General features: G+C 71.1%; 5 protein-coding genes. 1 reads left to right on the top strand and 4 read right to left on the bottom strand.

The annotated features are described in order from the left end of the window. Positions 1-70 precede the first annotated feature (70 nt). Both BCD49_RS32300 and BCD49_RS32295 read right to left on the bottom strand, forming a co-directional pair. On the bottom strand, positions 71-5,320 hold the full coding sequence (locus BCD49_RS32300; RefSeq protein ID WP_131803602.1) for a caspase family protein: 5,250 nt from the start codon (positions 5,318-5,320) through the stop codon (positions 71-73). 169 nt (positions 5,321-5,489) lie between these two features. Further along, positions 5,490-6,233, bottom strand: coding sequence for a class I SAM-dependent DNA methyltransferase (locus tag BCD49_RS32295; RefSeq protein WP_007511904.1), 744 nt, complete (start codon positions 6,231-6,233; stop codon positions 5,490-5,492). Between the two features lie 198 nt (positions 6,234-6,431). Here BCD49_RS32295 and BCD49_RS32290 point away from each other — a divergent pair, with 198 nt between their 5' ends. After that, positions 6,432-6,692 carry a hypothetical protein gene (locus tag BCD49_RS32290; protein WP_007511906.1) on the top strand — a complete coding sequence of 87 codons (261 nt, stop codon included), beginning with the start codon at positions 6,432-6,434 and terminating at the stop codon, positions 6,690-6,692. Positions 6,693-6,813: 121 nt separating this feature from the next. Here the strand turns inward: BCD49_RS32290 and BCD49_RS32285 are convergent, their stop codons facing one another. Together BCD49_RS32285 and BCD49_RS32280 are read right to left on the bottom strand one after the other, a co-directional pair. Beyond that, positions 6,814-10,359 carry a BTAD domain-containing putative transcriptional regulator gene (locus BCD49_RS32285; protein ID WP_083401830.1) on the bottom strand — a complete coding sequence of 1,182 codons (3,546 nt, stop codon included), beginning with the start codon at positions 10,357-10,359 and terminating at the stop codon, positions 6,814-6,816. A 32-nt stretch (positions 10,360-10,391) separates the two neighbouring features. Beyond that, positions 10,392-13,766, bottom strand: coding sequence for an AAA domain-containing protein (locus BCD49_RS32280; RefSeq protein ID WP_027140666.1), 3,375 nt, complete (start codon positions 13,764-13,766; stop codon positions 10,392-10,394). Positions 13,767-14,475 lie beyond the last annotated feature (709 nt).

Raw genomic sequence — 14,475 nt, 5'->3', positions numbered from 1 at the left:
AACCTTAGTATCCCATCCGTGCGGCTAGGCGATAGCCGCGAGCGAGCTCGATGCTAGGGGACAGCGAACGTCATTGGCGAACGTGGAAGGCAGCCAGCCCGGAGTTGGTTGCAACAAGAAGGCGGCGATCCGAGGTAATGGCGAGATCCCGGACTACGGTCGCCATCGTGATCTCGGCGAGCAGCCTCTTATCCGAGACATCCCATACTCGGACAAGACCATCGTTGCTGCCAGTGGCGCACAGCAGGTTGGGGCCGTCGGCGACGCAGCGGACGGCGCTGATCCAGCTTGCATGCGTGGTCATGCAATGGCCGACCTGCTCCCGCGTCGCCAGGTTCCAGATGCGGACCGCGCCGTCGTCATCGCCCGTTACGACGACGTCCGCCTCGGCGAGTCGGCCGAACGCGACCGTGTTGACTTCCCCGCCGTGGCCCGCGAACGTCGCGATCGCCTCGCCAGACTCAACGTCCCAGATCCGCGCGGTCGCGTCGCCGGCGGCGCTCGCCAGCAGGCACCGCTCTTGGACCACCGCTGCGGCCAGCTCCATGATCCTTCCAGAATGACCTGTCAAAGACCGAAGTCTAGCTCCAGAGATCTGATCGAGTACAACGATGTTGTCGTCGTCTCCGGTGGCGAGCGCAGGCTTGCCGTCTGCTGTCAGTAGGACTATCCCTTGAAATCTTCCTAAGATCTTTCGGGGATCAGATACGTGCCTCATGTTGTGAATCCAGCATCCATTGATGTCGGCCACGAAAATCGACTCCGGATCGTCGTCGGGAAAGAAGTGCACACCTGTCGCGTAGTAGGCCAGAATTGGCGATAGGTATGTATTTCCGCTTTCCAGATCCCAGATTCGAACGACATCTGTGCCGAAGGCGCCAACCAACCTCCGGGAGTTTCCGTACGATGACACCTGCAGACCGGATACGCTCATATCTCCGCTGCCGATCCTATAAGTCGTGGGTCTGCCGCTCTCGACGTCCCACGGCTGCACCTGGTCGCCCTGTGATCGGGTCACCACGCCTATTAGTTGGCCCTGGGAGGAAATCGCTGTAACCCAGGTGCGGCGGTCATAGAGAGTGTCGATCAGCGGACGTCCGACCTGTCGRCCATCGGCGATGTCCCAGACGACGGCCCGGTCGAAGCATCGGAGGATCGCAAGTTCACGTCCTTCGTGGTGAACGAGGCGGGCACTAAGAACACTACCCGGTCCGGGCGCGGTCTGACTGGCAGGTGTGCCGGTAACCACGTCCCACAGCGTCAGGTTGTTGGCTCGGTCAGTCAGTAGCAGGATCGGTGTACCACCATGGCACGCGTCCGCTAGAACTCGACTGTGCTCGGGGATTTTCGGAAGAGCATGGCCTGAGATCTCCGCAGCGAGCTTCCACAGGTAGCTCGATCCGGTAACGCTAGACGCAATGACGACCGTGCCACCATCGGCCTCCGCGACCATGAGGAAATCCAGGTCCGCGTTCAGCCCGGTCAACGGCTCTACGACAGCCCTGCCGGTGYCCACTTCCCACACCCTCACCGTGCCGTCGACGCTGCCTGTCAGGAGCACCTGTTCGCCGGCCACCTGCGCGAACGTCAGGGCGGAGATGCTGTTGCTGTGCCCGACCAGCGTCGGACCAAGTTGGCGCTGGGTCACCAGGTCCCAGACGCGCACCTCACAGTCGGGGCTGCCAGTGGCGAGAACGTCAGTTCCCCGGGCGTAACCGAGCGCCAAGGCGGTCACGTCCTGGCGATGGCCGCGCAGCGGTGCCGTCACGGGCTCTCCGGTTAGGAGGTCCCAGACCAGTGCGGTCGTGTCCCGACTTCCCGTTACGACGACCGGCCTGCCTGCGACGCTCCCGGTCTGCAGGGCGCTGACGGTCTGGGTGTGTTCGTCCGGAGGTTGTTCGGCCGCGATGTCCCAGATCCGTACGACACGGTCGTCGCCGCCGGTGACCACCACTGGCCGGCTGCCGGCATCGCGCACCGCTACGGCAAAAACCGGTCCCGAATGGCCGACGAGCGGCTGCCCAATTGGCTGGCCGGATTCCAGGTCCCAGATGCGCGCCGTGTCACCGCAAGTCACGACGATCGCGCGACCGCGAAGGTAGCCGAGCGCGAGGCCTTTAATCCCTCGCCGGTGGGCGCCGACCGGCTCGCCGATCTGTTGCCCGCTGGCGATGTCCCACCGTCCCCAGGTGCCGTCGGAGCTGCCTGTCACGACGATCGGCCTGCCCTGCAATAGACCGACGCCAACCTGGTTGACACTGTTCGAATGGCCGATGAAGGGCCGGCCGATCGCCTCACCCGAACCGACCCGCCATACCCTGACCTGGTTGTCGGCGCCGCCGGTCAACAGCACGTCGGCGCCGTCGAGCCGACCCAGCGCGACCGCGTGGACTACGCTACGGTGCCCCACGATCGGCGGCCCTAGCCGGGCGCCGTCGCRCAGCCGCCAAACCAACGCTGCGCCATCCCGGCTGCCGGTGGCGACAATCGCCTCGCCGTCGGATGACCCGACGGCGATCGCCGTGACGCCATTCGTGTGTCCACGTAGCGGCGGGCGGATCTCCTCCCGCGTCGAGAGATCGAGAATGCGGACACAGCCCTCTGCCCCGCCCACGAGAAGTACCGAATATTCATCCAGCTCACCCAGAGCGAGCGCAGTGATGCGCCGGTCGTCGGCCTTGAAGGAACCTCCCAGCGGCTCCAGGCTGAGAAGATCCCAGACACGCACGTTGCCGCCAGCATCCCCAGAGACCACGATCGGCTGACCGTCTAGGTCTCCCAGGACGACGGCGGTGATGGGCTCGGTGTGGCCGCTAATCTGCCGATGAACACCGGTTGGCGACCACCAGGTCCACAGCGTCGACCATGGGAGGTCGACGTCTAGCCGCTCGAGGAGCCCGGCGAGTTCGTCGGCACCGCAGCGGCGAGCGGACAGCTGCAGGTATGCGGCTCGCTCGGGCAGCGGTGCGGTCTCCCGTAGCCGGTTCGCAGTTTGCTCATAGGCCTTGCGGGCAGCCCGTCCCGCCGCCGACTGGACCGAGGAGAAGGCCCGCAGCAGCGTGCCCTGGTCGACCGCGAGCAGAAATCCAGGGTCCTCGACGAGCTGGTCAAGTACGCCACCCGCGGCCGCGTGGGTCGGCAGGTGCTCGCGGACATAGGCGCTGGCCCGCCACCAGTCGCGGCGAGCCGCGTGGTCGTCGGATGCCGTCACACCATCCGAGTTGCCAGCTCGGGGCGGCACCCCGCTCACCAGCGACCGTGAGATGCGCCGTTGCGCGTCCCGCTGCGGGAACCGCGGATCCGACCGCAGGTGTTCGGCGAGCGCTTGGTGGTACAGCCGGTACACCGAGCGGCCGGCGGGGTCGACGACCTCGGCGATGTAGGCGGCGGCCTCCCGCAGCAACGCGCCGATGTCCTCGTCCGTGCAGACCGATCCGGCGAACACGGTCGCCAGCTGCGCCCACAGGATTCCTCGCGGCAGGCCGTGCCCCTCGGCGAAGGCCAGCGGGGCGAGCATGCGGCGCACCCGCTCCTCGTCCGGCCCGAACCGGGCCAGGTAGTCGTCGAAGGCCTCGCCGATCTCCGTCGGCAGCCGGTCCGCCCAGTCCGGGTCCGTGACGTCGATGGGCACCGGCGCGGAGCGCAGACTGCGGGACGTCATCCGGGCCACGAGGAACACACCGTCCGCGCGCTGGGCCACGGCCTGCCCGACGACGTCCGCGAGGTCGCGCTGACCGCGATAGGGCGTCGAGACCTCCGGTTGGTCCTCGGAGAGCAGCACCGCCCGGACGTAACCGGCGATGTCGTCCGCCCCCAGGTATCCGGACCTGTCGATGTCGAGCGTTCGCAATGTGGGCCCGAGCGCGCCTAGCAGGTCACGTCGGGTGCCGACGAGTAGCCGCACGCCGGGAATCTCCGACAGAGGTCGCAGCAGCTCGCGTGCGATGCGCCTGGGCTCTCTGCGCGCGGCGGTGTCGGAGTACGTGCCGGAGCCTGCCTCGTCGAGCGCGTCGACGACGACCACGACACACCCTTCGCGTGCCCGCCGGCTCACCTCCTGCAGCAGCCGGCTGGTGCCGTCGGCGGGCGCGCCCAGTTGGGTGCCGATCTGCTGCACCACCTCCTCGAGCCGCTTGTGCCGGGCATGGACGGCGACGTCGACCACGCCGGCCGGCAACGTCAGCTCGGGATCGACGTCGTCGAGATCGAGCGAACGCCGGTACACCGGGTCCGACATTGCGACGACGCGTCCGAGCACTGCGGACTTGCCCGATCCGGGATTGCCCGTAACGATGCGTCCCTTGCCATCCGATTGCTCGTCGGTCAGCCAGGAGACCAGTTCGCGCAGCAATTTCTCGCGGCCTCGGAAGTACAGTCCTCGTTCGGATTCGTACTCGACGCCGCGGGAGCGTGGGCCGAAGTGGTCGACGAGGTCGCGCTTCGCGGCGAGCAGTTGGGTCTCGAGATCCGTGCCAACTGGCGGAAGTGTCTCCTGGTAGCCGGTGTTCGGTAGAAACGGAGCAAGGCCGGTTACCAGCCCGGCCGCCAGTTCCGTCCGTTGGTCCAGGCCGTGCTCGCGGAACAGCGTGTTGATCGTGTCGACCAGCTCGGCCAGGTCGATGAAACGCTGCCGCTGGCCGGCGCGCACAGCCGCCGCGTCGACGGCGCGAGGCAGCAATGCACCGAACGCGCCGTCTACCGCCTGGTCCGCGGCTCGGGCCGACGACAGGAACCACATTCCGGTGCTCGCGTTCGACGTGGAAAGCCGGCGGCTCAGGGACTGGAGCGCGAGGGTAGCGCCGTCCGCGGCACCAGCGCCTGCGTAACAGGCGTCGAGCAGAAGGAGGACGTTGCCGAGCTGGCCGCCGGTGAGGATCCGCACCAGGTCCTCGGTGGCGAGCGCGCTCGCCGCGAGGTCATCCGACCGGCTGTCCCAGCACAGCAGGTAGTGCCGGTCGCCGTCGACCGTCACGCCGTGGCCGCCGTAGTAAAGGGTGACCAGGTCTTCCGGGCCCAGCGCGGCGTCCCGGCACCAGTGGCTCAGCACCTCCTTCACGTGGGACGCGGACGAATACTGCCCGAGGCCAGGCAGAGGCACCTCATAGCCGAGGTCAGTGAACAGCCGGGTCACTCTCGCGACGTCCTGCCCGACGGCGGGGAGTTCACCGTGTGGAAGGTGGGCGTAGCGTTCGACGCCGACGCATAGAAGAAACCGCCGACCGGTCGGCGCTTTGGTCATGGCTGCCCCCGTTGACGGGCCCTTGACTCCCGCCGAGACGTCGAATTCGCCATTCCCGCCGACCGGGCGGCGAACGATCACGAGGGATCCTAGCGTGCGCCGATCGCGCGGCAGCCCCGTTCATATGCGCGGATGGGCAGGATTTGTCGTTGACCCTGCCGCGACTGACCCCATCAGGTCGCGACCACGGCGGCACACAGCGGTGATCAATCAGTCGCGTACTCCCGGGCGAGCGTGGCCGGGGGCGAGGCTACGGCGCGGTCGGCTTCTGCCAGATCGAGATGTGCTGGCGGCTTTCGCTGGTGAAGGGGGCTCCAGACCAGGTGGACCAGCGATCGCGCAGACGGAGCCCCGCAAGCCTGGCCATCAGGTCGAGCTCCGCCGGCCAGACGTAGCGGAACGGGATCGAGCGGACCGTGCCGCGGCCGTCGACGATCTCGACGTAGTTGGAGCTCATCCGCTGGGTGGCGACGTCGAACACGTCGTAGGACCAGCTCTGCGAGCCGACGTCACACGGCAGGACGTTCTGCCCGGGCGGCAGGCTGCGCAGCGCTGGCACGTTGACCTCGACGACGAAGCAGCCGCCCGGCTCGAGGTGCGCGGCGGCGTTGCGGAAGACCTCGACCTGGCCATCCTGCGTCGTCACGTTCTTGATCGTGTTGAAGACCAGGTAGGCGACGGTGAACGAGCCCTCGACGGTCGTCGTCGCGAAGTCGCCGATCGTCACGTCGACCGTGTCTCCGGCCGGTTTCGCCCGCAACTGGGCCACCATCGCCCGGGAGAGGTCGATGCCGTGCACCGGTACGCCCCGGCGGGCGAGGGGGAGGGCGAGGCGTCCGGTACCGACGCCGAACTCCAACGCGCGGCCATCGCCGGCAAGCTCGGCCAGGACGTCTACGGCAGGATCGACGTCCTCCGGCGCGAACCGAGATGCCTCCGTGGCGTCGTACCGGGCCGCGACCGCCTCCGGAAAGTAGCCATCCTCATCAAGCACCCAGGAACCGTATCGGCGGGATTTTGGCCGCGCGAACGAATTTCGGCCACCTCGTGGTTCGGTTCCCGCCTGCTCACCGGTGTCCGTCAGGTCACGGGCGGGCGCCGCGCCGGCGAGGTTTACCGCCCCCGTCCGCGGGCGATCTGCGTCAGACAGGCACGCGAGCTGGGTGCCGGGCGACCAGGTGAGGAGAGGGACGTGGCGACGAGCGACACCGACGAGACGCGCGACACCGACGAAAAGGGCTACCGGCACGTCAACTTCTTCCGCGCCATGCTGATCAAGGCCATGGGCCCGGCCGAGCTCGGCGAGAACGGCCCGCTGACCGGCACGAAGTACGACCCCGCGCTGAAGAAGGAGAAGGCGCAGCGGAAGTGGCGGCAGCGGCGGGCCAAGGTGGCAAGCCAGGGGGGCGAACGCCAGCGGGCCGCGCACCAGGAACCAGAACACCACCACTAATAGCCGCGGCCAGCGCGCGGCGCGGCTAGCCGCGGCGCGGCCAGCGCGCGGCGGCGCCCGGTGCGCGGTGCGGTCAGGGCGCGGTGTGGTGAGGGCGTGGTGTGGTGAGGGCGTGGTGTGGTCAGGGCGCGGTGGCGAGCTCGGTGAGCAGCGCCCGTGCGTCCCGGGCGACACCGGCCATGCCGCGCCGGTCCGCGCGTTCTGCCACGTCGCGCAGCTCCGCGTCGTCGACCGGCCCGCCGGCCCGCGCCGCGAGCTGGGCGGCGAACAGCCGGCAGCGCAGCAGCGAGCCGATGCCGTGGGTACGGGCGGCGAGCTCCGCGGCGGTGCGCAGGTGGGCCCGCGCCGCCGGCAGGTCGTCGGCCAGGGCGGCGAGCCGCGCGAGGCCGAGGGCGACGGGGCCCACCATGCCGCACTGCCCGATGTTGGCGGCGCAGTGCGCGACGGGGGCCAGCCGGGCCGACAGGATCTCCACCTGCTCCCGCAGGCCGCGGTCGGCCACCGCATGCGCGAGCATGGTCAGCCGGCCGTGGGTGGTCCAGGTGACCGGCTCGAACCGGGCGATCTCGGCCGCTACCAGCTCGTCTGTGCCGGGACCGCCCTGGGTGATCGCGGCCAGCGCCGCGGTCCACGGGGCGGACATGTCGACCGGCAACGTCTCGTCCGGCTCGTGCGGCCGGCCCTGTTCCCAGCGCAGGGTCAGCAGGGCAGCCTGGTAGGCGCCGCTCTGGTACAGCTCCGTCTCGCGGTGCAGCTCGGAGGCGTGCCGGTAGGTCGCCTCCGCGGCGGTCAGGTCGTCGTCGCGCCACAGCGCGAGAGAGCCCTGTGCCCAGCGGAACTGCACTCGGCTCGCCGGCAGCCGCAGCAGGTCACTGCCGACGGCGCCGAGCCGCACGTGGTCGGCCGCCGTCGGGTCCCCGAGTGCCGTCTTCGCCAGGTATCGCAGGCCGTGCGCGATCACCTCATCGAGCTGGGCGCTGGCGTGCGGCACCGCGGCGAGCCGGTCGAGCAGGTCGAGGGATTCGGCGGCCCGCTCGGCGATTCCGGAGAACGCCAGCGCCCGGCCGAGCAGGGCGTCGGCCAGGGCCTCGTCGTCACCGGTCTGCTCGGCGAGGTCGATCGCCCGCTGGCTGAGCAGGTCGGGCACCGAGCCGTCCGGGTCGTAGCAGCTTCCGACCGCGAGCGCGGCCAGCACCCGGACGCGGGCGACCGGGTCGGCGGTGACCAGCGTCTCCAGGCCGGCGAGGCGGGCCAGCAGCGGCGCCGGGTCGTCGCCGTAGGCGGGCCACGGCCATGAGCCGCTGGTGCGCAGCAGGGCGGCGGCGAGCCTGCCCGCCGAGTCCAGCCGCCCGCGGCGCACCGCGTCGAGCAGGCCCGCGTCGACCACGTCGAGCAGGGTCTGCCCGCGGCCGGCCCTGGCGAGTGCCGCCACCCGCGCGACGACGACCTCGTCCCGGTCGACGCCGGGACCATCGCCGGAACCACTGCCGCGACCGCCGGTGGTCTGGTCGAGCGCGTCGAGCGCCTGTCCCCACCAGTGCGCCGCCGCCTCGGAGTACCACCGGCGCTCCGCGTCGAGCGCCGCCGCCCGGCAGGCGTCGAACACGTCGGCGGCGTCGGCGAGCGGCCAGGCCGCGACGAGATGCGCCGCCCGCCGGGAGAGCGCCTCGCCGCCCCCGGCCGGGCCGAGCGCCTCGGCGACCCGCAGGTGCAGCCGCTGGCGGCGCAGGCCGGAGATGCCGGCCACGACCTCGTCCCGCAGCAGGGCGTGCGCGAACATGTACCGCCCGGTGCCGGCGGCCTGAACGATGACATGCTCGTCCGCGGCCTCGTCCAGCAGGTCTGCGAGCTCGTCGCGGTCGAGCCGGGTGACCCGTCCGAGCAGGTCGATGTCGAGGGTGTCGCCGATGACCGCGGCGGCCCGCAGCACCTGCATGACGGCCAGGTCGAGCCCGGCGAGCCGCTGGCCGAGCACCGAGCGCACGGCCACCGGCACCTGGCCGCTGGCCCGTTCCTCGGCGGGCAGCCGGGCGTACTCGCAGACGAAGAACGGGTTGCCGCCGGTCCGGTCGGTGAGCTGGGCCGCCTCGGCGGCGTCGAGGGCCTGCCCGCTGACCCGGCCGGCGAGCTCGGTCACCTCGGCTTCGGTGAGCGGCGGGACGGCGAGGCGCCGGGAGCCGTGCCGGCGGGACACGGCGGCGAGCAGCCGGGCGAGCTCGGGGTTCCCGGAGACGTCCCGGGCGGTGGCGACGACGGCGAGGCCGGGGAACGCCGCCGCGCCCGCGAGATGGGTGAGCAGCCGCAGCGACGCCGGATCCGCCCAGTGCACGTCCTCGGCCACGACCAGCAACGGCCGGGCCGCGGCGGCGTCGGCCAGCGCGTCGGCCACCCGGTCGTAGACGACGAACCGGGCCGCGTCGGCGTCGACGCCGGCCGGCGGGGTCAGCAGGTCGTCCGGATCGGCGCCAAGGTCACGCAGCAGCTGGCGCAGGGGCCACCATGGCGGCACCACGTCGTCGGGGCATCCGGTGCGCGAGACGACCCCGCCGGCCCGCTGCCAGCTGCCCGCGGCCTCCTCGGCGAGCCGGCTCTTGCCGATTCCGGCCGGGCCGGTCAGGACCATCCAGCGGCCGGGGCCGGCGATCGCCTCGGCGAGCGCGGACTCCAGCGCCGCCACCTCCCGGGCCCGGCCGACCAGGTCGTCGTCGACCGATGGCGGCCGCGCCCGGTCCGTCATGGTGCCGCCGGTCGCGTCGGCGTGGGCACTGGTGGCGCCGGCGTTGGTGGCGCCGGCCGCGCCAGGAGCGATGCCGCTGGTGGCGACGGCCAGCCCGACACCGGCGACACCGGCGGTGCCGGCGCGGCTGGTCGGATCCGACGAGACCGGGGTCGCGGGCCACGCGTCGAGCTCGCCATCCTGGCGCAGGATCGCGCCCTGCAGGTCGCGCAGCGCCGGGCCGACGTCCAGGCCCAGCTCCTCGTCCATCCGCCGGGCCTGCTCGCGGAACACGTCGAGCGCCTCCGCGGCCCGTCCCGCTCGATAGAGGGCGACCATGCGCAGCCAGCAGGCCTGCTCGGCGAGCGGCGTGGCGAGCAGCAGCTCACGGGACCGCGAGACGGCGGCGGTGACCCGCCCGACGCCGAGGAGGCCCGTGATCGCGTGCTGCTCGCACTGCGCCCACCGCTCCTCCACGGACGCCGCCGCCGCCAGCACCCACGGCTCGTCGGCGAACTCGGCGAGCAACGGTCCCCGCCGCAGCGCCGCGGCGCGCTCGGTGGCCTCGACGGTCGCCGGCCAGTCACCGGTCTCGGCCGCGGCGCGCGCCCGGTCGCATTCCCGCTCGAACAGCCGCAGGTCGATCTCGTCGGCGGCGACGTCCGCGACATAGCCGGGGTTGCGGCGCACGATCGGCGACGTCGCCCGCTCGTCGTCCCGCAGCAGCCGGCGCAGGTTGGAGATATGGGCGTGCAGGCTGGACAGMATGCTCGGCGGGTGTTCGTCGCCCCAGACGGCGTCGGCCAGGMGGTCGACGGAGACGACCCGGCCCGCGTCGAGCAGCAGCGCCGCAAGCACGGCGCGCTGCTTGGGCCCGCCCAGCGCGACCGGCCGCCCGTCGCGGACCACCTCGACCGGGCCGAACAGGCGGTAGGACGGCACGCGTCTCATGATGCCCGCCGCCGGAGCGTTCTCGCCCGCCGTCAGGCGCTGGAGCCTGCGCCACCGCGCGGCGTCCTCCTCGTGGCGTTGTCATCCCGGGGGAGCTGTTGCTGCGTGCCGCACGCGGGGCACACCCAGTGCCAGCCGTCGCCCTGCGCCCTCGCGGATCGGGCCCCGTCCATGACGGCGCCCTCTTTAGGGCAGGAGGGTGGCTCGGCGAGCTGGGCCGCGCGTTCGTGGCGGAGGACCTGCGCGGCGAACCGCCGTCCCCGGTGGCGAATCATGATCTCGCGGCGGCCGGTGCTGGAGAGCGTGTTGTAGCTGCCGACGAAGACGGTCTCGTCGTCGACGATGACGATCTTCTGGTGCATCTGGCGGAGGCGGACGAGACGGCTCACGGCGCCGGCAAGCTCGCCGAGCCGGCGGTCCTGGTGTCGGCTGCTGGCGCGCTGGCGCCGGTGCACCCAGTCCTTCTCGTCGACGACGAAGGCCGTGACCGTCACGCCACGGTCCCGGGCCCGGGCGAGCAGGGGCACCAGCGCGTCCTGGCGGGCTCCGAACCACGGCGACCAGATCCACACCGAGTGGTTGGCGTCCTGGATCGCGTCCCGCACCGCCGTGACGTAGCCGGCTTCGTCGTAGATCCTCTCCACGACGACGTGCCCCTGGAACGCCTCCCACAGTTCACCGACCAGCGGGTCCGTGGGCGGGGCGTCCTTCCCGTCCGGGTCGGGGAGCCCGAGGAGGTCGACGGCACGGACAACGTGGATCGTGCCGTCGCGGACCAGCTGCCCGACCGCGCCGAGCGTGGAACGGGCGTACGCGGCGGCGACCGCGCGCCGGCTCACCAGCAGGTAGGCCCGATGCCGAGCACGGGTGATGGCGACGTTGAGAAGCTTCGCCCCCTCACGGTCCATCGGCCGCGCGGAGCGCAGCGACGCCCGGGCCGCCCAGCCCGGAACGCCGCCGTCCTCGACCAGATCGACGATGGCGACGTCGAACTCTCGGCCCTGGAACGTGTGGGCTGTTCCCGCTTCGACGGGCGGGTCGCCGCCCAGCGAGCCAACATCGTCGAGGTAGTCGACGGTGGCGAGGGCCTGCGCACGGTAAGGGGTGATGATTCCGGAGCTCTCGCCGCGCTCGCGATGATGCTCGGCGAGTGCACGGGCGAGAAGGCTGCCCGCCAGCCACCATCGCCCGGCCTGGCCGGCCGGCAGGCGCACCCGCCCGAGCTCGTCGAGTCCGAGGCCGTCAAGGCCGTCGGTATCGACGAGGACGATCTGGGCGTCGTCGGCCGAGGCCGGCGCGGGCCGACCGGCGACGAGCACCCCGTCGTAGGCGATCCTGTTGGCCAGCTCGACCAGCTGCGGGCCGAAGCGGCGCGTGGTCCGCAGGGCCACGCAACCCGGCATGGCCAGCGCGGTCGCGGGTTCGGTCACGCCCACCAGCGCGAAGCAGTCCTGCAAGAGCCAGGGGGCATGCGGCGCGGATTCGTCCACGGTCGGCCGGACGGGGCCAAGTTGGCGGAAGTCACCGAGCAGGACGACGGTCTCCTGGGCCTTCGCCGCGGCGAGCAGAAGGTCGGGGAGCAGCGCGGCCGCCGCCTCGTCCACGAACACGGCGTCATACGGGCCGTCGTAGACGGCCGAGTGGATCCGGAACCGGGTAAGGGTCGCCGCGACGAGGCGTGCCTTTCTGATGATCGCGGGCTCTGTCTCGGTTCGGGACTTCTCCAGCGCTTCCAGGACCTGCTCGTAGCGTCGTTCGAGCGCACTGCGCTCGTCCCGCACAGACGCGGCTGTCTTCGACAGCACCGCGCGTTCGTCCGCCAGGGCGGGAAGCCCCGCGCGCTCGGCGGCCTCGATGACGGCTCGATCCCGGTCGGACGCCCCGGCGCGCGCCAGAATCTGGGCACGAACCGCCCGAAGCCGTTCGACCTCCTGGTAGGCCGCATCAAGGGAGGCCTGTGCCCGCCTGAGGGCCTTCCGGGCATCGGCCACGGCGCCCTGCCGCCGGGTGACCTCGCCGGCCGTGACCGGCGCGGCGGCCGACTCATGCTCGGCGGCCAGGGGCGTTGCCAGCGCACGGTGCTCGTCGGCCAGCCGCCGGGCCTCGTCGTGCTCCCACGTCGCGGCGGCGAGCGAACGTTCGGCTTCGGCCACGGCCGCGCCGAGGCGGGCCTGTTCGGCTCGGTTACGCAGCCAGGCTCGTGGCGTGCCGCCCGGAAGTGCCGCGCGTCGTTCGCGTAGGGACGTCAGCCGTCTTCCCACGGCCCGGAGGGAGCCGGCCGCCGCGACGGCGTGGGCATCCAACCGGGCCGTCTCCGCGCGAAGGCGGCTGGCCTCGGCCAGCCGTTCACTCACCGCGCTGATCGCTCCCAGCTCGTCGCAGGCGCGCACCCAGGCGGCGTGCAGCTCGTCGCGCGCGCCCTCGGCAGCACGCAGCCGCGACTCGGCGGCGCTCAGCTGGTCTGTGCGCGCCGCGAGGGCACGGTCCCGCTCGACGCGGGCCTGGGCGGCGCGGTGAGCCACGAGCTCGAAGCCGTCGAGGCGTTCGTCCAGCTCCTGAAGTCGCGCCAGCGCGGGATCACCCTCGAGCTGGCGGATCTTCTGCTCCAGTTCCGCCAGCTGGCCCGTCAGTGTCCGCAGGCGTGCCTGCACGAGGCGGGGGAGTGAGACCCGGTCGTCCTGAGCGATCCTGGCGAGGGCGGGCGGGCCCACTCTGACCAGTTCTCCGGCCGGCGGGTCGCGGGCGAGGACGACGCCGAGTAGTGCGTTGTCGACGGCGATGTTCGTCGCGGAGACCAGCAGCACCCGCTTTCCTCGGGTGAGCAGGTCGTCGATGGCTCTCGCGAGCACGGTTGTCTTACCCGTGCCCGGAGGACCCCAGACCATCCGTACACCGTTGGTCGTACAGGCGTGGTAGGCGCGCGCCTGGTCGCTGGACAGTCCGGGGGCCTGGTTCACCGTTGCCAGTACGGGAGTGAGAATGCCGTCGACTATCTGGCTGGCGAGTCCAGGGTCGCCCAGATTCTTCCAGCACTCGACGAGGTTGCGCTCGAGGTAGCCCGCGGCCCTCGCGGTTCCCCACAGCCACAGGCCGGTGTGCGGCGCGTGCGGAGCGACGCGCACACGCAGTTCACTTCGCCCTTCCTCTACAGCGGTCACCCGGTACGTCATCCGGTCCGATGCGTCCGTTCCCCGGGGTGCGAGGTGCAGGTCGATCATGGCATCGACGCCGATCGGGCCCCGGGCCGTCGATACGGCGTACACGCCCTCGTCTACGCGGCGTGCCTGCGCAAGCGGTCGCGGTCGCGGCCGATCTCGGCGGTCGGGCGGTACCAGGGTCTGCGCGGCGGTGGTGACCTGCTCGACCCAGCTCGGCCGCACGAGCGCCTCCAGCATCGAACGGAGCACTGCTGACTCTGGCGGCAGAACGCCGAGGTACCAGTTGGTGACTATAGGGATCAATCGTAGGTCGATGTGTCGCCGTGGAAGGCTGTTTGTGACAGGGGTGCCCTCGTACGTGGCCAGGGTGGAGTACCGACTCGGGATCAAGATCGATCGAAGCGTGCCTCGGTCGTCGACGGTCGTGACCCGACCTGGGCCGTTCGCCGAACGACCGGCTTGCCGAGCTGGGTGATCATTTTCTTCGGCGACGGGCGGCCGATCGGTGCCCGGCGGGCCGACGTCCTGGCTACTGCCCCGGCAGGTCGGCGCTCGAGGCGGTGGCGGTGTGCCAGAGGCGGTGCTGGGAACGGTCCTGGGTCATCGACCTGGACATCGAGAAGTTCTTCGACACCGTTCCGGATGAAGAGATCATCCTGGCGGTGCAAAGGCACAGCGAGCACCGGTGGGTGCAGCTCTATGTACGTTGGCAGCCGCGTGGTCAAAGATCACCGGCACGCTCGCTCGGCCGGGCGGCCATGGGAGGCAGACCCGCAGGTCGTAGTCGTCGTCGCCAAGTCACAGGTGGAGCCTGCCGGCAGCGGTGGCCGTCGATGGCAGTCAATGATCCGGTGGGATTTTCGGAGCTGGGACTCCGAGAATCTCACCAGATCATGAACAGGCCGAGGATCTGGTGGGATCTTGGGTGCGGCTCGGCGCGCTGCTCGTGGGTTTCCCG

The organism is Pseudofrankia sp. EUN1h (assembly GCF_001854645.1).
Lineage (GTDB): Bacteria > Actinomycetota > Actinomycetes > Frankiales > Frankiaceae > Pseudofrankia > Pseudofrankia saprophytica.
This window is presented reverse-complemented; position numbering and strand designations above follow the sequence as displayed.